The 20408-nt window shown below is 39.2% G+C and carries 16 protein-coding genes, 1 pseudogene and 1 other annotated feature; of the genes and pseudogenes, 16 read left to right on the forward strand and 1 reads right to left on the reverse strand.

Going from position 1 to position 20408, the window contains the following annotated elements; all coding sequences use genetic code 11:
• The first annotated feature begins 103 nt into the window (after nucleotides 1–103).
• The 3 genes and pseudogenes from DW963_RS10600 to DW963_RS10610 all read left to right on the forward strand — a co-directional run bounded on the left by DW963_RS10600 (nucleotide 104) and on the right by DW963_RS10610 (nucleotide 2151).
• Entirely contained in the window at nucleotides 104–667 is a 564-nt protein-coding gene (locus DW963_RS10600; RefSeq protein ID WP_147347595.1) for a DUF2971 domain-containing protein, read from the forward strand.
• Between the two features lie 24 nt (nucleotides 668–691).
• A complete protein-coding gene (locus tag DW963_RS10605) occupies nucleotides 692–1525 on the forward strand; it encodes a trypsin-like serine peptidase (protein ID WP_117915666.1) in 834 nt (277 codons plus the stop codon).
• Between the two features lie 168 nt (nucleotides 1526–1693).
• Nucleotides 1694–2151 (forward strand): annotated as a pseudogene (locus DW963_RS10610) (low molecular weight protein-tyrosine-phosphatase).
• Between the two features lie 12 nt (nucleotides 2152–2163).
• Here DW963_RS10610 and DW963_RS10615 read toward each other — a convergent pair.
• On the reverse strand, nucleotides 2164–2667 hold the full coding sequence (locus DW963_RS10615; protein WP_117915667.1) for a GNAT family N-acetyltransferase: 504 nt from the start codon (nucleotides 2665–2667) through the stop codon (nucleotides 2164–2166).
• A gap of 390 nt (nucleotides 2668–3057) precedes the next feature.
• Between DW963_RS10615 and DW963_RS10620 the strand changes: the two genes are divergently transcribed.
• The 13 genes from DW963_RS10620 to rpoC all read left to right on the forward strand — a co-directional run bounded on the left by DW963_RS10620 (nucleotide 3058) and on the right by rpoC (nucleotide 20216).
• On the forward strand, nucleotides 3058–4056 hold the full coding sequence (locus DW963_RS10620; RefSeq protein ID WP_117915669.1) for a rod shape-determining protein: 999 nt from the start codon (nucleotides 3058–3060) through the stop codon (nucleotides 4054–4056).
• A gap of 44 nt (nucleotides 4057–4100) precedes the next feature.
• Nucleotides 4101–6368 carry an SF1B family DNA helicase RecD2 gene (gene recD2 / locus DW963_RS10625; RefSeq protein ID WP_353652816.1) on the forward strand — a complete coding sequence of 756 codons (2268 nt, stop codon included), beginning with the start codon at nucleotides 4101–4103 and terminating at the stop codon, nucleotides 6366–6368.
• Between the two features lie 46 nt (nucleotides 6369–6414).
• The gene (locus DW963_RS10630) at nucleotides 6415–7146 is read left to right on the forward strand and encodes a ComF family protein (protein ID WP_117915671.1); all 732 of its coding nucleotides are present in this window, start codon (nucleotides 6415–6417) and stop codon (nucleotides 7144–7146) included.
• Nucleotides 7147–7179: 33 nt separating this feature from the next.
• Nucleotides 7180–8565, forward strand: coding sequence for a class I adenylate-forming enzyme family protein (locus tag DW963_RS10635; protein WP_117915672.1), 1386 nt, complete (start codon nucleotides 7180–7182; stop codon nucleotides 8563–8565).
• Nucleotides 8566–8776: 211 nt separating this feature from the next.
• Complete coding sequence (gene rpmG / locus DW963_RS10640) at nucleotides 8777–8926, forward strand: 50S ribosomal protein L33 (protein ID WP_012738549.1); 150 nt, start codon at nucleotides 8777–8779, stop codon at nucleotides 8924–8926.
• Nucleotides 8927–8948: 22 nt separating this feature from the next.
• Nucleotides 8949–9152 (forward strand): preprotein translocase subunit SecE, encoded by a 204-nt coding sequence (gene secE, locus DW963_RS10645; protein ID WP_012738550.1) that lies wholly within the window; start codon nucleotides 8949–8951, stop codon nucleotides 9150–9152.
• Nucleotides 9153–9167: 15 nt separating this feature from the next.
• A complete protein-coding gene (gene nusG, locus DW963_RS10650) occupies nucleotides 9168–9704 on the forward strand; it encodes a transcription termination/antitermination protein NusG (protein ID WP_117915674.1) in 537 nt (178 codons plus the stop codon).
• Nucleotides 9705–9858: 154 nt separating this feature from the next.
• Entirely contained in the window at nucleotides 9859–10284 is a 426-nt protein-coding gene (gene rplK / locus DW963_RS10655; protein ID WP_021865796.1) for a 50S ribosomal protein L11, read from the forward strand.
• Between the two features lie 72 nt (nucleotides 10285–10356).
• Nucleotides 10357–11052, forward strand: coding sequence for a 50S ribosomal protein L1 (gene rplA, locus DW963_RS10660; protein ID WP_012738553.1), 696 nt, complete (start codon nucleotides 10357–10359; stop codon nucleotides 11050–11052).
• A gap of 75 nt (nucleotides 11053–11127) precedes the next feature.
• Nucleotides 11128–11272, forward strand: a sequence feature (ribosomal protein L10 leader region).
• 78 nt (nucleotides 11273–11350) lie between these two features.
• Complete coding sequence (gene rplJ / locus DW963_RS10665; RefSeq protein ID WP_117915676.1) at nucleotides 11351–11854, forward strand: 50S ribosomal protein L10; 504 nt, start codon at nucleotides 11351–11353, stop codon at nucleotides 11852–11854.
• Nucleotides 11855–11936: 82 nt separating this feature from the next.
• On the forward strand, nucleotides 11937–12302 hold the full coding sequence (rplL, locus tag DW963_RS10670) for a 50S ribosomal protein L7/L12 (RefSeq protein WP_012738555.1): 366 nt from the start codon (nucleotides 11937–11939) through the stop codon (nucleotides 12300–12302).
• A 300-nt stretch (nucleotides 12303–12602) separates the two neighbouring features.
• Nucleotides 12603–16580 carry a DNA-directed RNA polymerase subunit beta gene (gene rpoB / locus DW963_RS10675; protein WP_117915678.1) on the forward strand — a complete coding sequence of 1326 codons (3978 nt, stop codon included), beginning with the start codon at nucleotides 12603–12605 and terminating at the stop codon, nucleotides 16578–16580.
• A gap of 18 nt (nucleotides 16581–16598) precedes the next feature.
• Nucleotides 16599–20216 (forward strand): DNA-directed RNA polymerase subunit beta', encoded by a 3618-nt coding sequence (gene rpoC / locus DW963_RS10680; protein ID WP_117915680.1) that lies wholly within the window; start codon nucleotides 16599–16601, stop codon nucleotides 20214–20216.
• Nucleotides 20217–20408 lie beyond the last annotated feature (192 nt).

The raw sequence follows: 20408 nt of genomic DNA on the forward strand, positions 1-20408 counted from the left end.
CAAACTTTAAAAGATAATAAAACAAACTTTAAAAGATAATAAAATATGGTTTTCATTTTATAAAACTTTGAATGATGAAACAGAATTTAGTATTGATTATAAGATGAAAAAAGTCGTAGATAGAACAGGATATAGCAAACAGCATATAGAATTTCTTATTAATTATCTTACGGAAATGTATGATGTGTTTTCACTAACATACGCATATGAAGATTATATGTGGGATGAATATGCATCAAATGGGAATGGTGTATGTATAGAATATAATATTGGTAATTATGATTTTTTGTATCCAGTTGAATATTGCGATAAAGATACAATTGATTTCACAGAGATGGTTATTAATTCTTTAAAAAATGGTGGTGCTGAATTATCTATAATTCCATGGGTTATTAAAAATCAGTATAATAAGACATCGAATCTAGACTCCACAAAAGAAAAGGAAATAAGAATGTTATATTGTCCATATGATTTAGCTGAATTTAATAATGGCATACTTGAATATGATATAAAAGAGCGAATGAGATATAAGGGAATAGCAAAATTGTATACAGATTTTAATATGGCTATTTCGCAAATAATGATTGGAAGCAAATGTAGTGAAAAGATTAAAAGAGAGTTGATCTGCTATTGTGAAACCAATAAAATAAAGATTGAATATGTTTAAATAAATTATTAATGGAGGAAAAATATGAAACCTATATCTATTTCTGAAAGAATGATGTTTAATACAGTTCGTTTAGTTGCAAGTGATAGATCTTCAGGGACAGGCTATTTTTATAATTTTGTAATTGATAATAAAATTGTTCCAGTTATTATTACAAATAAGCATGTTGTTAATTATAATTCAAATGAAACTATGACATTTTATTTGCATTTGCGTAATGGTGAAAATGAAAGTAATGAGAGTTATCAAGTAACATTGACATCAAATTGGATATTTCATTCAAAAAAAGATTTGTGTTTTTGCTTTGTTAATCCGGTGTTTGAGTTTGTAAAAAAACAAACAGGTAAGGACGTATTTTATATTGCCATAGATGAAACTATACTACCATCTCAAAAAATGCTGGAAGAATTATCAGCTTTAGAAGAATTAGTTATGGTGGGGTATCCGATTGGACTGTGGGATAAAAACAATAATTTTCCTATATTTAGAAAAGGGTATACTGCATCTCATCCGGCAATAGATTTTAATGAGTCGGGTATTGGATTAGTAGATATGGCTTGTTTCCCAGGGTCATCGGGTTCTCCTATATATATATTAAATGAAGGTGGATATAAAGACAAAGTAGGAAATCTTAACTGGGGACAAAGTAGAATTATTTTCATTGGAACTTTATTCTCAGGACCAATATATGATGCTACAGGGAAATTGGTAGTAACAGATATACCAACATCAAATCAAGTTGTGGAATCACATACTGGCATTATGGTGAATTTAGGGTATTATATAAAATCTAGTGAAATATTAGAATTTAAGAATATTATTAAAGAGATACTTGAACAAGGAGAACAAATTTCTTAGTAGTAAGCATACCTCGTTTTACTACCAACTTTACTACTAACAGTTCGCAATAACTTGCTCCATCTTGCTCTATTTTGCCAGGAGTTCAGCAAAAATACACATTTTACAAATCCCTAGAATCCCTTGCAAAACGGGGCATTCCGGGACAAATCAAGGAGAAACAAAACTATGATAAAAGTACTTTTCATCTGCCACGGCAATATCTGCCGAAGCACTATGGCAGAAAGCGTTATGACATATTTAGTTGAAAAAGAGGGACTTGCTGATAGGTTCTATATTAATTCTGCGGCGACAAGCCGCGAGGAGATTGGTAATGGGGTGCATCATGCACTGTTGCCAAGTTGAAGAAAGAAGGGATTCCGGTAATTCCTCACAGGGCAGTGCAGATGACTCTGAATGATTATGAGGAATATGATTACCTTATTGGAATGGATACTGAGAATATCCGCAATATGCAGAGGATATCGGGCGGAGATCCGGATGAGAAGATATATAAGCTGCTTACTTTTGCGGGAAGTGGGCTTGATGTGGCAGACCCATGGTATACGGGAGATTTTGAGGCAACTTACAGGGATGTTCTGGCAGGATGCAAAGGGCTGCTTGAGTGCCTTAAGGAAGAATTATAGCCCACTACCTACCTACCACGGCAGAATATACATATTCCTCTGGTAAGAACCGAATACAGTGGCAGTTGCCTTAAGTTCTGCGCCGAGACGGCGGAAAGATGAATTGCTGGCGATGTTGTCAGGGTGGGCTACGGCGATGATTGTGTCAATGCCGCGGTTGCGGGCAATTGTGCAGAGGCGCTTGTTAAGCTCACACATGAGGTTGTGACCGCGGAAGTCCGGGTGAACCATGCATCGTCCGACTTCAGCTACATTTGTAGAACGAATGTCGAGACCCAGCTTTTCAGCTTCTTCAGCAAATTCATGTTCATTAAAGAAAAGGGCGCTGGCGGCAACAAGTTCGTTATTGTCATTGAATGCACCTAAGAAGCATGTCCAGTCAGCATCAAAGAAATGCGAGCGTTCAATGTCATCAATAGGAATCCACCATTCCTGAACAGGAAGAGCGTTTTCTATAGTAAATATAAGCTGTTCGAGAGCAGCTTTATCATTTTTATCTAATACACGGATATTCATAGCAATCTCCTATACACTTAAATTCAGAAATAACTTTAATATTACTTTAATATAGAATTTAATATAAATAAGTTATAATCATAATCCACCACATTATAATATGTATGTATCTTAAAATCAAAATATTTTTAAATTCGCGGGCAGAATATTAAGCAGGCACAAATTAATGCCGATATACATTTACAGGATGTATTGCTTCTTGATTATTTATAAAAATATATATTTAGATAGATTTTTTTTATTTAGGGCTTTTAAATTTCCTTTTTTATGTATATAATGGTGATTAGCCATGGGTACACATGGCTTCTATTGACTTTTGATTTTATGTTTTATCTGAATATATCGGACATGCAGAAGGTCCGCATTGTTTTATAAGAAAGGGGAATTATCATGTTATCAACAGATATTGGTATAGATTTAGGTACTGCAAGTATCCTCGTATATATTAAAGGCAAAGGCGTTGTTCTTAAAGAGCCTTCAGTTGTTGCATTTGACAGGGATACTAATAAGATTAAGGCTATCGGCGAGGAAGCAAGACTGATGCTTGGTAGAACACCAGGCAACATCGTTGCTGTAAGACCTCTTCGTCAGGGCGTTATCTCTGATTACACTGTAACTGAGAAGATGCTTAAGTACTTTATCCAGAAGGCTATCGGCAAGAGAATGCTTAAGAAGCCTAGAATCAGTGTATGCGTACCTTCAGGTGTTACTGAGGTTGAGAAGAAGGCGGTTGAGGATGCTACTCTTCAGGCAGGCGCAAGAGAGGTTGCTATTATTGAAGAGCCTATCGCAGCAGCTATCGGTGCAGGTATTGATATTTCAAGACCATGCGGTAATATGATTGTTGATATCGGTGGTGGTACAACTGATATCGCTGTTATCTCTTTAGGAGGAACTGTTGTAAGTACTTCTATTAAGATTGCCGGAGATGATTTTGATGAAGCTATCGTAAGATACATGAGAAAGAAGCATAATCTTCTTATCGGTGAGAGAACCGCAGAAGATATTAAGATTAAGGTTGGTTCTGCTTATCCTAAGGCAGAAGTTACAACTATGAATGTACGAGGAAGAAACCTTGTAACAGGTCTTCCTAAGACTGTAGAGGTAAGCTCAGAGGAGACAGAGGAAGCTTTAAGAGAGGCAACTTCACAGATTGTTGAAGCTGTTCACAGCGTTCTTGAGAAGACTCCACCAGAACTTGCATCTGATATTGCAGACAGAGGAATTGTCCTTACAGGAGGCGGAAGTCTTCTTTCAGGACTTGAGGATTTAATTGAAGCCAAGACAGGAATTAATACTATGACAGCCGAAGATCCAATGACATGTGTTGCTATTGGTACAGGTAAGTTTATTGAGTTCCTTGCAGGCTACAGAGACGAAGTTAAGTAATTTTCTTGAATAATAATAATATTTAACATAAAGGAGATAACAGATTGGATTACGAGTCTGTGAAATATGTAGAGGGCTTTGTGGAGAATATTATCTTCAGGAATGAAGACAATGGATATACGGTTTTTAATATTGTATATGATGATGAAGAAATCACCTGTGTTGGAGTGTTAAGCTATATCAACACAGGTGAATTTATTACTGCACAAGGCGAATTTGTTAAGCATGCAGTTTACTACATGCAATTTAAAGTCACATCTTATGAGTTCAGGGCGCCGGATGATGCTGCATCCGTAAGACGTTATCTAAGCTCCGGGGCAATCAAGGGTATCGGCGAGAAGATGGCTGAACGAATAGTTAAGACATTTGGCGATGATACATTCAGGATTATGGAAGAAGAACCGGAGCGTCTGGCTGAGATTAAAGGGATAAGCATGTCTAAAGCTATGGATATAGCGAACCAGCTTATTGACAAGAAAGACATCAGAAAAGCAATGATGTTTCTTCAGCGTTATGGAATCCAGATGAATCTTGCCAACAAAATATTTAAGCGTTATGGAAACGATATATATAATATTCTTGAACAGAATCCGTACAGGCTTGCTGATGACATAGAGGGGGTCGGTTTTAGGACGGCTGATGAGATTGCTTCGCGTGCCGGAATCAAGATTGATTCTGAATTCAGGATTAAGAGCGGAATATTTTATGTGCTTAACCAGGCGACAATGCAGGGACACACATATCTTCCGTATGATAAGCTTGTGCGTCAGGTCAACGAACTGCTTTTGATTGATGTCCAGGACTATGACAAATACCTTATGGACCTGACAATGGATAAGAAGATAGTTGTCAAGGTTAAGGACAATGTAAAATGTGTCTATGCCCGCATGTATTACAACATGGAAGCAAATGTTGCAGCTATGCTTAATAATCTTGATGTCCAGATTGAGGAAGACCAGAAATTCATAGATGACAGGATTGCAAGGATTGAGGATAAAGAAGGAATAACTCTTGATGATATCCAGAAAGAGGCTGTTGCGAAAGCAGTAAGAAACGGGCTTGTTATTGTTACCGGCGGTCCGGGAACCGGTAAGACTACAACTATTAATACAATAATCAAATATTTTGAGCTGGAAGGTCTGGAAATCAGGCTGGCAGCTCCTACGGGACGTGCAGCCAAGAGAATGACTGAGGCGTGCGGTTATGAAGCACAGACTATCCACAGAATGTTAGAGATAAGCGGCGGCGTGCCGGATGGTGACAGAAAGTCGGCAGCAGGTCTGTCTATGTTCTTTGAAAGAAATGAAGATAATCCGCTTGAGGCTGATGTTATTATTGTTGATGAGATGTCGATGGTAGACATTAGTATTATGAATTCACTTCTTAAAGCTGTTTCGATTGGAACGAAACTGATTCTTGTAGGTGACGTGGATCAGCTTCCAAGTGTCGGCCCGGGAAATGTGCTGAAAGATATTATAGAATCCGGATGTTTTCCGGTTGTTAAGCTTGAAAGGATATTCAGACAGGCTGCACAGAGCGAGATTATTATTAACGCCCATAAGATTAACAGGGGTGAGGAGGTAGTACTTAACAAGTACAGCAAGGATTTTCTCTTTGTTCACAGAAACGGTGCTGACAATATTATAAATGCGATGAAAACGCTTATTAAGGACAAGCTTCCGGATTATGTCGGGGCTGATGTGTATGATCTTCAGATTCTTACACCATCAAGAAAATCAAATGTCGGGGTTGAACGTCTTAATAAGATTATGCAGGATTTTCTTAATCCGGCTGATGCTGTCAAGCAGGAAAGACAGGTGGGGGATGTTACTTTCCGTGAAGGTGATAAGGTCATGCAGATTAAGAATGATTATCAGCTTGCATGGGAAAAACGCAGCAGATATGGTATTCCAACAGAACAGGGAACAGGGGCATTTAACGGGGATACCGGAGTTATAGAGAGAATAAGCACATTTGACGAGAATGTAACTGTGAAATTCGAAGATGGCAGATTCGTTACTTATGAATTCTCACAGCTTGATGAACTTGAACTTGCGTATGCGATTACAGTTCACAAATCACAGGGAAGTGAGTACCCGGCGGTTATTATTCCGATGTCGCAGGGACCAAGAATGCTGATGAACAGGAATATTCTGTATACAGCAGTTACAAGAGCAAGGAAATGTGTATGTCTCGTTGGAGAAGAGGAAATATTCAGGCTTATGGCTGGCAATGTATCAGAGTCAAAGCGATATTCTTCACTCACAGACAGGATTGAAGAAATCAGACATATTGAAGATTTCGGACAATGATAATTGATATGTTTATATGTGATAATGATGACAATAATGGGGGATTATGAATTATAAGAAGGTATTAAGAGAGGTGGTTAATGCAGTACTTCCGCCGGCGTGTCCTGTATGTGGCAGACCGGCGCCATTTGCAGCTGGCAGGCGGGTTGATATATGTCCTGAATGTATGCAGAAGGTGAGTTATGTAGATGAACCTTTCTGTTTAAAATGCGGAAAGCCAGTGCAGAGTGATGAAGCAGAATACTGCAATGACTGCAGCAGGCATGTACATGTGTATGACCAGGCATGCTCGGTATATGAGTATTCTAAGGATGTCAAGAATTCAATATACAGATTCAAATATCATAATAAGCAGGAATACGCTGGTGTATATGCAAAGCAGATGGCAGACAGATGTGGCATGATGATACGCAGATGGTCACCAGATGTGATAATACCTGTTCCAATCCACATTTCAAGATTGAAAATGCGTGGATATAATCAGGCGGGACTGATTGCTGAGGCACTTGGCAGGATAATCGGAATCCCCATTGATGATGAGGCTTTAGTCAGAGTAATTAAGACAGCTCCGATGAAGGAACTTAGCAATCGGGAGCGTGTTAAAAATCTTCAAAATGCTTTTCAAGCAGATGAGAAAGTTGTAAGATATAAAAAGGTATTGATTGTTGATGATATATATACTACGGGAGCAACATTTGACGCATGTGCTGCTGTATTAAAGCAGGCAGGTGTGCGTGAAGTGTATGGAATAAGTCTTTGCGTGGGTGATGGCTTTTAGGTTTGTAATACATTTTAAAGATCGGAGAAAATCATGACAGAGAAGAACGCATTTTATAATATGTTAAAAAGCAACGCACAGAACCGTCCAGATGCGGTAGCTATAGTTTATGATACGATGAAAGTAACTTATGCAAAATTTTTTGAGGATGTTACCAAGAAAGCTCTGCATTTTCAGAAATATGACGGAAAGAGAATTGCAATATTCGGACCTGCATCATACAGATGGATTGTCAATATGTTTGGAGTGATAGTTGCAGGAAGAGACCTTGTACTTATTGATTTCTTTCTGCCTCATGATTCGCGTGTAGACCTTCTGAAGAAGACAGAAGTAAGCTATACGCTGACATCAACTAACCAGTATATTCTGTCAGATGAGAATGCTATTATTATATCCAGTGCTGAGAAGGATAATGTCGATGGACTTGTGTATGATGAGAATACACAGGAAGGTGATATTATTATGTTTACAGCAACTGCTGACGAGTGTGATAAGCCGGTTGTGTTGTCCGTAGAGAATGTTCTTAGTGCAGCAAAGGCTATAAGCAGCAGAGTTGAATGTACGCCTGAAGATATAGTGCTTGCACAGATTCCTTTGCATAATGAATTTGGATTAATATATAGCCTGATATGGCCTATCTTTAATGGTGCAATGGTGTGTATCGGACGAGGATTAAGACATATAGATGCAGATACATATTATTATAATCCTACTATTCTTGTGGGAACACCTTCTATGATTGATTATCTGCGTGCAGTAAGCGGATTTAACAATGAACTGAACACCATTATAATAGGAGAGGCGAGCTGCCCATTCAGACTTTTTGAGAGCTTGCGAGGCAGCAATCTCAAGGTATACAGCATATATGGCATGACAGAGACATCTGGGTACATTGGAATTAATGAGCTTTCTGATGGTTCATATACTCTTTTTGATGCAAATGCTGTTTCAATCGCAGAGGATGGTGAAATCCTTGTAGGTGGTCCATGCGTAATGAAGGAATATTATAATGATTCAGAGGCTACAGCAGCAGTATTAAAGGATGGAGTGTACCACACAGGTGATTATGGAAGAATAAACAGTGCAGGAAGACTTGTTCTAATACGCCGCAATGATGATATTATCCTTTTGCCGACTGGTGAGAAGATAAGCCGTGTAAGAACTAATGAACAGATTACGGCAATTAACGGAGTTGCAGAAGGATTTATAACATTTTACAATAACAGACTTACAGCAGTTATTGTGCCAATTGATAAGAGCGCGACGGAAGATATATTCAAACGCCGCATTGACAAGTACAATGAGAAGAAGGGATACCGTTGGGAAATCCAGAAGATTGTATTAAGAAAAGAAGCTTTGCCAAGAAAGGCAGACGGTGTGGTTGATGAGGAAGCTGTGCGTGCATTTTTAGATGATTAATACGGTTCGCATTTTTGTCACTATATTTGCGTCACTATATTTTCTTTAAAAAAGTTGTTGACGAGTACGATTATGCTGTGCTATATTAGAACGGCTATGGAAGCGGTCTTTTTTGCGTGCCTGAATTTCAACAACCCAACATTGATTAGGCGGGCAAAGAAACCAATTGGTGTTTTAACACCTACAAAAATAATAATTGGAGGTGGAAGTTGTGCGAGTAAAGATAACATTGGCATGTACTGAGTGTAAACAGCGCAATTACAACATGACTAAGGAAAAGAAAGCTCATCCAGACAGAATGGAAACAAAGAAGTATTGTAAGTTCTGTAAATCACACACATTACACAAGGAAACAAAGTAATTAGTACAGTGAGGAGTATTTCATGGGTGATACTGTAAAAGCTAAGAAGCAGAAAAAGAACTGGTTCAAAGGTTTAAAAGCTGAATTTTCAAAAATCATTTGGCCAGACCGTCAGTCGCTTACTAAGGAAACTGTAGCTGTATTGGCTGTATCCGTATTATTAGGTGTAATCATTGCAGTTGTGGATTTAATTGTCCGCTTTGGAATTGAGTTCATTGTAAAATAAGGAATAGGTGATTGTATGGATGACGCAAAATGGTATGTAGTTCACACTTACTCAGGTTATGAGAATAAGGTGAAGGCTAACATTGAGAAGACAGTTGAAAACAGAAATCTTCACGATCAGATTCTTGAAGTTATCGTTCCACTTGAAACAGTAGTGGAGATTAAAGATGGTTCAAAGAAAGCTGCTCAGAAGAAAATGTTTCCTGGATACGTTCTTGTAAAGATGGTAATGAACGACGATAGTTGGTATGTTGTCAGAAATACAAGAGGTGTTACAGGATTTGTTGGTCCTGGATCAAAGCCAGTACCACTTACACCAACAGAAATCAGAAATCTCGGCATAAGCCTTGAGGAAGAACAGGAAGTTAAGCCTGTTATCCAGTTTAATGGCAAGGTCGGTGATAAGGTTATGATCCTCTCAGGTGCATGGGAAGATACAGTTGGTGAGATTACCAATATTAATGAAGGCAAGCAGTGCCTTACAATTAATGTTGAGATGTTCGGTCGTGAGACACCGGTCGAAATTGATTTCACAGATGTGAAGTTATTGTAAGAAGCAGTCCCGATCCTGGGACGTGGGAGACCAAAATGAATTAGCTTCGCTAATTCATTTGCAAGAATCACCTAAAGGTGATTCTTGGGAGATGGATAGCGGGTAACATTATTATGGTCGCCAATTACCACATTTATTTTTAGGAGGTGCCAAAATGGCAAAGAAAGTAACAGGATATATTAAATTACAGATTCCTGCCGGCAAGGCTACACCAGCTCCACCAGTTGGTCCAGCACTTGGTCAGCACGGTGTTAACATCGTAGAATTCACAAAGCAGTTCAATGCTAAGACAGCAGATCAGGGAGATCTTATCATACCTGTAGTTATTACAGTTTATGCTGATAGAAGCTTCAGCTTTATTACAAAGACTCCACCTGCAGCAGTACTTCTTAAGAAGGCTTGCAACATTAAGTCAGGATCAGGCGTACCTAACAAGACTAAGGTTGCTACTATTAAGAGAGCAGAAGTTCAGAAGATCGCTGAGCTTAAGATGCCAGATCTTAACGCTGCATCTATCGAAGCAGCTACTTCTATGATCGAAGGAACAGCTAAGAGTATGGGTATCGTTGTAGAAGACTAATCTACATTTGATTCATGATTATTGTGGGAGGAAAGATAGAATCCTTCCGATATTACCACTAGGAGGTTTATAATGAAAAGAGGAAAGAAATACGTTGAGGCAGCCAAGAATATTGACCGCCAGACATTATATGAAGCAGCAGACGCTATCTCATTAGTAAAGAAGAACGCTACTGCTAAATTCGACGAGACAATCGAAGCACATATCAGAACAGGTTGTGATGGACGTCACGCTGAGCAGCAGATCAGAGGAGCTGTTGTTCTTCCACACGGAACAGGTAAGACTGTACGTGTATTAGTATTTGCTAAGGGTGCTAAGGCTGATGAGGCTCTTGCAGCTGGAGCAGATTTCGTTGGTGGCGAGGAACTTATTCCTAAGATCCAGAACGATAACTGGTTCGAGTTCGACGTTGTTGTTGCAACTCCAGATATGATGGGTGTTGTTGGTCGTCTTGGTCGTGTACTTGGTCCTAAGGGATTAATGCCAAACCCTAAGGCTGGTACAGTTACTATGGATGTAACAAAAGCTGTTAATGATATCAAGGCTGGTAAGATCGAGTACAGACTTGACAAGACTAATATCATTCACGTGCCAATTGGTAAGGCTTCATTTACAGAGGAGCAGTTATCAGACAACTTCCAGGCTATTATGGATGCAATCGTTAAGGCTAAGCCATCTTCACTTAAGGGAGCTTATCTTAGAAGTGTAGTTCTTACTTCTACTATGGGACCTGGTGTTAAGTTAAGCACAGCCAAGTATGTGGGTTAATCAGATTTTTGATTAAAAACGGTTGACATTAATATATTTTGATAGTATACTATCAGATTGTGAGCAGCATTTTGCTGTTAACATAATATTTTGCCGTAGACAGCAGGTCCGGATTCAGTATTACTGATGATGGTTAAAGGTAACACGCCTACCGAGGATTTAAGGATTTGATTAATGATTCCCTCTCTGTCTTTGGCAGAGAGGGTTTTTGTTTGTAGGGAAACTATAGACGAATAATCTTCACTTAGGCAAAATCGCTTCTATTATGAAGCAAGAATCTAACAGGAGGTAATTATTCATGGCTATTTTAAAGAATGTAGGCCTTAAGACATCTACTATCGATGAGATCACAGCTAATTTTGATGGCGCCCAGGGCGTTGTTGTAGTTAACTACAGCGGTCTTACAGTAGAACAGGATACACAGCTTCGTAAGCAGTTAAGAGAAGCTGGCGTAGTTTACAAGGTTTATAAGAACACTTTAGTAAAGAGAGTTGTTGCTGGAACAGAGTTCGAGTCAATTGCTGATACTCTTGAAGGAACTAACGCTATTGCATTCAGCAAGACTGATGCTACAGCACCTGCAAGAATCTTAGCTAATTTCGCTAAGACAGCTAATGCTCTTGAGTTAAAGTGTGGCGTTGTTGAAGGAACATTCTACGATGAGGCAGGTATCGCTACAATCGCTACTATCCCTTCAAGAGAGGAGCTTCTTTCAAAGTTACTTGGAAGTATACAGTCACCTATTACAAACTTTGCTCGTGTTATTAAGCAGATTGCTGAGAAGAACGAGGAAGTTGCTTAATCAGTTTAACACTGAATTAACTATGAAAGCAGCATAGATGCTCTTTCAATTTTAGAATAATATTAAAAAGGAGATTATAATAATGACAACACAGGAAATCATTGAAGTTATTAAAGGTTTATCAGTATTAGAGCTTAACGATTTAGTTAAGGCTTGTGAAGAAGAATTCGGCGTATCTGCAGCAGCAGGCGTTGTAGTTGCAGCAGCAGGTGCTGGCGCAGCAGCAGCTGAGGAGAAGACAGAATTTGACGTTGAGCTTACAGAAGCTGGCGATCAGAAGGTTAAGGTTATCAAGGTTGTTCGTGAAATCACAGGTCTTGGCTTAAAGGAAGCTAAGGATGTTGTTGATGGAGCTCCTAAGGTTGTTAAGGAGCAGGCTTCTAAGGAAGAGGCTGAGGAAATCAAGAAGAAGCTTGAAGAAGTTGGAGCTAAGGTTACTCTTAAGTAATTTACTTGATTGTTCTAATGAATATAATAGAAAAGACAGTGGGCTTTCAAAGCTCCTGTCTTTTCTTTTTTCTAAAGTATTAAAATACATTTCTTTATTATATTCTGCCAGATATGGCAGCTATATTATTATCTATATCTTATTCTGAATATTCATGATTTTTTTAGAAAATCCCTTGACATATATATAATATTGATGTACTATGGACAATGCACTATTGTGGTAACTTGTGCTCATTCTCTGCACATTTACCGATAATGTAATATATTAATGTGAAGAAAACTAAGGGGTGAAACGTCAATGGAGAAAAACAGATTACGCCCAATAACGTCGGGCAAGGCAATGCGTATGAGTTTCTCAAGACAGAAAGAGGTTCTTGAGATGCCTAACCTTATTGAGGTGCAGAAGGATTCTTACCAGTGGTTTTTGAATGAAGGCTTGAAAGAGGTCTTTGATGACATATCTCCAATTGCAGACTATAACGGAAGATTGAGTCTGGAATTTGTAGATTTTGCGTTATGTGAAGACGAAGTTAAGTATTCAATTGAAGAGTGTAAAGAAAGAGATGCTACATATGCAGCTCCTCTTAAGGTTACAGTAAGACTTCATAACAAAGAGACAGAAAGCATCAGCGAACATGAAATTTTCATGGGCGACCTGCCTTTAATGACTAAGACAGGTACATTTGTAATTAATGGTGCTGAACGAGTTATTGTCAGCCAGTTGGTACGTTCACCTGGTATTTATTATGATATACAGAAGGATAAATATGGTAAGATTTTCTTATACAGCTGTCAGGTAATTCCTAACAGAGGTGCCTGGTTAGAGTACGAAACAGATGCTAACGATGTATTCTATGTTAAGGTTGACCGTAATAAGAAGGTGCCTATTACAGTTCTTATCAGAGCTTTAGGATTTGGTACTAATGCCGAGATTCTTGATATATTTGGTGAGGAGCCTAAGCTTCTTGCAACTATGGAGAAGGATACTTCTACTAATTATCAGGAAGGTATTCTTGAACTTTATAAGAAGTTAAGACCAGGTGAACCATTATCTGTTGAAAGTGCAGAAGCACTTATTTCAGGTATGTTCTTTGACCCTAGAAGATATGACCTGGCTCATGTTGGAAGATATAAGTTTAATAAGAAGCTTTCTTTCAAGAGCAGACTTACAGGACAGGTTCTTGCTGAGGATGTTGTTGATGAGAATGGAACTGTTATTGCAACAGCAGGTGAGAAGCTTACAAGAGAGTCAGCACAGGCTATTCAGGATGCAGCTGTTCCTTCAGTATTTATTACTGTAGAAGTTAAGGCTGCTGATGGTACAGTATCTGACAGAGTTGTTAAGATTCTTTCTAACCGTGCGGTTGATATTACTAAATGGGTTGATATCAGCGAGGAAGAAGCTAAGGAACTTGGTGTAACAGAGTATGTATACTATCCTGTTCTTGCCCAGATTCTTGCTGAGAATGAATCTTTAGAAGATATTAAGGAAGCTATTACTAAGAATATTGCTGACCTTATTCCTAAGCATATTACAGTAGAAGATATTCTTGCTTCTATCAATTATAATATGCACCTTGAATATGGCGTTGGTACTAAGGATGATATTGATCACCTTGGAAACAGACGTATCAGAGCTGTAGGAGAACTTCTTCAGAACCAGTTCAGAATTGGTATCTCAAGAATGGAAAGAGTTGTTCGTGAGAGAATGTCTACACAGGATCTTAGCGGAATATCTCCACAGTCACTTATTAATATTAAGCCTGTAACAGCTGCTATTAAGGAATTCTTCGGAAGTTCACAGTTGTCACAGTTCATGGATCAGAATAATCCTCTTAGTGAGATTACTCATAAGAGACGTCTTTCAGCACTTGGTCCTGGTGGCCTTTCAAGAGATCGTGCAGGTTTCGAGGTTCGAGATGTACACTATACTCATTATGGTAGAATGTGTCCTATCGAGACTCCTGAAGGACCTAACATTGGTCTTATTAACTCTCTTGCATCTTATGCAAGAATTAATGAATATGGATTCGTTGAAGCTCCTTATCGTATTGTAGATAAGTCTGATCCTAAGAATCCAAGAGTTACTGATGAAGTTCGTTACTTCACAGCTGATGAGGAAGATGATTTCCATGTAGCTCAGGCTAATGCTGAGATTGATGAGAATGGTTATTTCGTAAGAAATACTGTATCTGGACGTTACAGAGAAGAGACTTCTCAGTTTGATAAGAGCCAGATTGATCTTATGGACGTATCTCCTAAGATGGTATTCTCAGTTGCTACATCAATGATTCCATTCCTTCAGAACGATGACTGTACCCGTGCCCTCATGGGATCTAACATGCAGCGTCAGGCCGTACCTCTTCTTATGACAGAAGCTCCTGTTATCGGAACTGGTATTGAGAATAAGACTGCAGTTGACTCAGGCGTGTGTGTAGTTGCAGAAGCCGATGGTGTTGTTCTTTCTTCTGAATCTAACAAGATTGTTATCAGAGAGAAAGATGGTAAGGCACGCGAATATAAGCTTACTAAGTTCTCAAGAAGTAACCAGAGTAACTGCTATAACCAGAGACCTATTGTATTCAAGGGAGATGAGGTTAAGGCAGGAGATGTTATTGCTGATGGTCCATCTACATCTAATGGTGAGATTGCCCTTGGTAAGAACCCACTTATTGGTTTCATGACTTGGGAAGGTTATAACTACGAGGATGCTGTACTTCTTAGTGAGCGTCTCGTTAGAGATGATGTTTATACATCTATTCATATTGAAGAATATGAGACAGAAGCAAGAGATACTAAGTTAGGACCTGAAGAGATTACAAGAGATCTTCCATCAACAGGTTCTGAGGCAGTTAAGGATCTTGATGAGAATGGTATCATCCGTGTTGGTGCTGAAGTAAGAGCTGGTGATATCCTTGTTGGTAAGGTTACTCCTAAGGGAGAGACAGAGCTTACTGCTGAAGAGAGACTTCTTAGAGCTATCTTTGGTGAGAAGGCAAGAGAAGTAAGAGATACTTCACTTAAGGTTCCTCATGGTGCATACGGTATCGTTGTTGCTGTTAAGACATTTACAAGACAGAACGGAGATGAACTCTCACCAGGAGTTAACAAGTCTGTTCGTATATATATTGCACAGAAGAGAAAGATCGGCGTTGGTGATAAGATGGCTGGTCGTCATGGTAACAAGGGTGTCGTATCAAGAGTACTTCCTGTTGAAGATATGCCATTCCTTCCTAATGGTCGTCCGCTTGATATCGTACTTAACCCATTGGGCGTTCCTTCACGAATGAACATTGGACAGGTCCTTGAGATTCATTTAAGTCTTGCTGCCAAGGTACTTGGATTTAACATTGCAACACCAGTATTTGATGGTGCAGATGAGAACGATATTATGGATACTCTTGATATGGCAAATGCATATGCTAACCATCCATTTGATGATGAAGAGCTTGCGGCCCAGAAGGCTGAGGCTGAAAAGAATGGAGAAGAATATCCAGAGGATATGGTTACATTTACAGCAGAATATAAGGATGTCCTTAATAAAGAGGTGTTTGATTACCTTTCAGAACATAGAGATCACAGAGCTGAGTGGAAGGGTGTTCCAATCGGTCGTGATGGTAAGGTAAGACTTAGAGATGGTAGAACTGGTGAGTATTTCGACAGTCCTGTAACTATCGGATTCATGCATTACTTAAAGCTTCATCACCTTGTTGATGATAAGATTCATGCTCGTTCAACTGGTCCATACTCACTTGTAACACAGCAGCCACTTGGTGGTAAAGCACAGTTCGGTGGACAGAGATTTGGAGAGATGGAAGTTTGGGCACTTGAGGCTTATGGTGCTGCTTATACTCTTCAGGAAATCCTTACTGTTAAGTCTGATGATGTTGTAGGACGAGTTAAGACTTACGAAGCTATTATTAAGGGTGAGAATATTCCTGAACCAGGAGTTCCAGAATCATTCAAGGTTCTTCTTAAGGAACTTCAGTCACTCGCACTTGATGTAAGAGTTCTTGATCAGGACAACAATGAAGTCAGACTTCTTGAGAGTTCTGAGTATGAAGTTACTGATTTCAAGAAGGTTCTTGATGAAGGTAACGGATATAGAAGAAACAGCAGAGAGGAAGAGGCAGAGTACAAGGCTGGCGGAATGTCAACAGTTACTCTCAATGAAGATGGAACAGAAGATGCTGTAGATTCAGATGATGAAGCTGATTTTGATATGGCCGATGATTTTGATGATGATTACGGCGATGGCAATTCAGATGAATATTAATTAGAAGGGAGCACTATAATGGCAGAAGAAATTAAATCAAATAAGTCAATGAAATTTGATAAAATTCAGATCAAGCTTGCTTCTCCTGAGAATATTTTGGAGTGGTCTCATGGTGAGGTTACCAAACCTGAAACAATTAACTATAGAACACTTAAGCCAGAAAAGGATGGACTTTTCTGCGAAAGAATATTTGGTCCTAGCAAGGACTGGGAGTGCCACTGCGGTAAGTACAAGAAGATCAAAGACAAGGGTATTGTCTGCGACAAATGTGGTGTTGAGGTTACTAAGGCCAGCGTAAGAAGAGACCGTATGGGTCATATTCACCTTGCTGCACCTGTATCACATATCTGGTACTTCAAGGGTATTCCTAGCCGTATGGATCTCATTCTTGATATTGGTCCTAAGAACCTTGAAAAGGTATTATATTTTGCTTCATATATCGTAATTGATCCAGGTGAAACAGATATTCCTTTCAAGAAGATTCTTTCAGAGACTGAATACAGAGAACTCTGCGAGCAGTACGGAAGCAAGGCTTTCCGTGTTGGTATGGGAGCTGAGGCAATCCTTGAGCTCCTCCAGATGGTTAACCTTGAAGAAGAAGAAGTAAGACTTAAGGAAGAGCTTGCTAACACTACTTCTCAGAAGGCTGCCAGACTTATAAAGAGAATTGAAGTTGTTGAAGCATTTAAGAATGCAGGAACTAAGCCTGAGTGGATGATTCTTACAGAAATCCCTGTAATCCCACCAGATTTAAGACCTATGGTCCAGCTTGATGGTGGACGTTTTGCAACTTCAGATCTTAATGATCTTTACAGAAGAATTATTAACAGAAATAACAGACTTGCAAGACTTCTTGAGCTTGGCGCTCCTGAAATCATTGTCCGTAACGAGAAGAGAATGCTTCAGGAAGCTGTTGATGCTCTTATTGATAATGGACGTAGAAATGGCCGTCCTGTAACAGGCCCTGGTAACAGAGCTCTTAAGTCTTTATCAGATTTATTAAAGGGTAAGCAGGGACGTTTCAGACAGAACCTTCTTGGTAAGCGAGTTGACTACTCAGGACGTTCAGTTATCGTAGTAGGACCAGAACTTAAGATTTACCAGTGTGGTCTTCCTAAAGAGATGGCTATTGAGTTATTCAAGCCATTCGTTATGAGAGAGCTTGTAAGACGTAATCTTGCAGATAATATTAAGAAAGCTAAGAAGAGCGTAGAACATCTTGAGCCAGAAGTATGGGATGTACTTGAAGATGTTATCAAAGAGCATCCAGTTATGCTTAACCGTGCTCCTACACTTCACAGACTTGGTATTCAGGCTTTCGAGCCAATCCTTGTAGAAGGTAAGGCTATTAAGCTTCATCCACTTGTTTGTACAGCGTTCAATGCCGATTTCGATGGTGACCAGATGGCTGTCCATCTCCCACTTTCTGTTGAGGCTCAGGCTGAGTGTAGATTTATGCTTCTTTCACCTAACAACCTTCTTAAGCCATCTGATGGTGGTCCTGTTGCCGTTCCTTCACAGGATATGGTACTTGGTATTTACTACCTTACACAGGAAAGACCAGGTGCAAAGGGAGAGGGCAAGATTTTCAAGAGTATCAATGAAGCAGTTCTTGCTTATGAGAATGGTATAATTACATTACATGCTAAGATTATGGTTCATGTAACTAAGAATATTAACGGAGAAGAGCTTTCAGGTAATATTGAGTCTACACTTGGAAGACTTATATTTAATGAGATTCTTCCTCAGGATTTAGGATATGTTGACAGAAGCAAGGAAGAGAATTTATTACTTCCAGAAGTTGATTTCCATGTAGGAAAGAAACAGCTTAAGGATATCTTACAGCATGTTATCAATACTCATGGTACTACAACAACTGCAGAAGTTCTTGATGATATCAAGGCTATGGGTTATAAGTACTCTACCAGAGCTGCCATGACTGTTTCTATTTCTGAGATGACAGTGCCACCAGTTAAGAAGCAGCTTCTTGCTGAGGCAGAAAAGAAAGTTGAACAGATTACTGTTAAATATAACAGAGGTCAGGCTACTGACGAGGAAAGACATAAGAATGTTATCCGCGTATGGCAGGAAACTGATGATAAGATTAAGGACGCCCTTCTTCAGGGTCTTGATAAATATAACAACATCTTCATGATGGCTGACTCAGGTGCCCGTGGTTCTAACCAGCAGATTAAGCAGTTAGCAGGTATGCGTGGTTTGATGGCCGATACATCAGGTAACACTATCGAACTTCCTATCAAGTCTAACTTCCGTGAAGGTCTTGACGTTCTGGAATACTTTATTTCAGCTCACGGTGCCCGTAAAGGACTTTCAGATACAGCCCTTCGTACAGCCGATTCAGGATACCTTACAAGAAGACTTGTTGATGTTTCTCAGGATCTTATTATCAGAGAGACAGATTGTAGCGCAGGTAAGCAGATACCTGGTATGTATGTTTACTCATTTGTTAATAACAGAGCTACTAACTCAAGTGATGCCAAGGAAGATATTCTTGAACCATTACAGGAGCGTATTACAGGAAGATACTTAGCTGAGGATATTGTTGATCCAGCTACTGGTGAGGTTATTGTTGAAGCTAACCACCTTGTAACTCCTAAGAGAGCAGAAGCTATTATTAAGACCGGTGTTGATAAGGTTAAGATCAGAACAATTCTTACTTGCCGTTCACATATTGGTGTATGTGCTAAATGTTATGGAACTAACATGGCTACTGGTCAGACAGTACAGGTTGGTGAAGCTGTTGGTATTATTGCAGCCCAGTCAATCGGTGAGCCTGGTACACAGCTTACTATGAGAACTTTCCATACTGGTGGTGTTGCCGGTGATAACATTACTCAGGGTCTTCCTAGAGTAGAAGAGCTTTTCGAGGCAAGAAAGCCTAAGATGCTGGCTGTACTTGCTGAGTTTGGCGGAACTGTAAGCATTGTTAAGACTGAGAAGAAGACTGAAATTGTTATAACTGACGATGAAGGTAATTCAAAGGCTTATCCATTATCTAAGGATACAAGAGAAAAGGTTGTTGAAGGACAGGTTGTTGCTAAGGGTGAAGAAATCACAGAGGGTTCTGAGAATCCACATGATATCGTAAGAATTCTTGGTGTAAGAGCTGTTCAGGATTATCTCCTTCGTGAAGTTCAGAAGGTTTACCGTATCCAGGGTGTTGATATCAATGATAAGCATATTGAGCTTATCGTTCGTCAGATGCTTAAGAAGATAGTTGTTGATGAAGCTGGAGATTCTAAGTTCCTTCCAGGATCACAGGTTGACACAATTGAATTCCAGGAAGTTAATGAGAAGCTTGAAGAGGAAGGAAAGAAGCTTGCTACAGGCACTCCAATCATTCTTGGTATTACTAAGGCTTCACTTGCTTCTACATCATTTATGTCAGCTGCCTCATTCCAGGAGACAACAAAGGTCCTTACAGATGCAGCTATTAATGGAAAGATTGATCCACTTATCGGACTTAAAGAGAACGTTATTATTGGTAAGCTTATCCCTGCTGGTACAGGTATGAAGCGTTATCAGGATATCAAGATTAGTTCTACAGATAACTACATTGAAGAAGATGAAGATGAGTCTGGTGAAGACGAGCTTGTTTTCACACAGGAAGATTAATTCTTTATAGAAACTTATGGCGTGTCAGATTGATAAAATCTGGCACGCTTTTGTCTTTTTTTGAAAAAATGCTTGACACTGAATTTGCAAATATATATACTAATAAAGCGTGCGAATAGGCAAGTACTATTTTTGCGCTGTTTTGGTGACAAAACATTTTCTTAGTTGATACTAAGATGCAACCATTCATTA

The organism is Eubacterium sp. AM46-8 (assembly GCF_003466705.1).
Lineage (GTDB): Bacteria > Bacillota > Clostridia > Lachnospirales > Lachnospiraceae > Lachnospira.

Coding starts and splice junctions, on each gene's coding strand:
- DW963_RS10600 (WP_147347595.1), top strand. CDS start 104: ATGAAAAAAGTCGTAGATAGAACAGGATATAGCAAACAGCATATAGAA.
- DW963_RS10605 (WP_117915666.1), top strand. CDS start 692: ATGAAACCTATATCTATTTCTGAAAGAATGATGTTTAATACAGTTCGT.
- DW963_RS10615 (WP_117915667.1), bottom strand. CDS start 2,667: ATGAATATCCGTGTATTAGATAAAAATGATAAAGCTGCTCTCGAACAG.
- DW963_RS10620 (WP_117915669.1), top strand. CDS start 3,058: ATGTTATCAACAGATATTGGTATAGATTTAGGTACTGCAAGTATCCTC.
- DW963_RS10630 (WP_117915671.1), top strand. CDS start 6,415: ATGAATTATAAGAAGGTATTAAGAGAGGTGGTTAATGCAGTACTTCCG.
- DW963_RS10635 (WP_117915672.1), top strand. CDS start 7,180: ATGACAGAGAAGAACGCATTTTATAATATGTTAAAAAGCAACGCACAG.
- secE (WP_012738550.1), top strand. CDS start 8,949: ATGGGTGATACTGTAAAAGCTAAGAAGCAGAAAAAGAACTGGTTCAAA.
- nusG (WP_117915674.1), top strand. CDS start 9,168: ATGGATGACGCAAAATGGTATGTAGTTCACACTTACTCAGGTTATGAG.
- rplK (WP_021865796.1), top strand. CDS start 9,859: ATGGCAAAGAAAGTAACAGGATATATTAAATTACAGATTCCTGCCGGC.
- rplA (WP_012738553.1), top strand. CDS start 10,357: ATGAAAAGAGGAAAGAAATACGTTGAGGCAGCCAAGAATATTGACCGC.
- rplJ (WP_117915676.1), top strand. CDS start 11,351: ATGGCTATTTTAAAGAATGTAGGCCTTAAGACATCTACTATCGATGAG.
- rplL (WP_012738555.1), top strand. CDS start 11,937: ATGACAACACAGGAAATCATTGAAGTTATTAAAGGTTTATCAGTATTA.
- rpoB (WP_117915678.1), top strand. CDS start 12,603: ATGGAGAAAAACAGATTACGCCCAATAACGTCGGGCAAGGCAATGCGT.
- rpoC (WP_117915680.1), top strand. CDS start 16,599: ATGGCAGAAGAAATTAAATCAAATAAGTCAATGAAATTTGATAAAATT.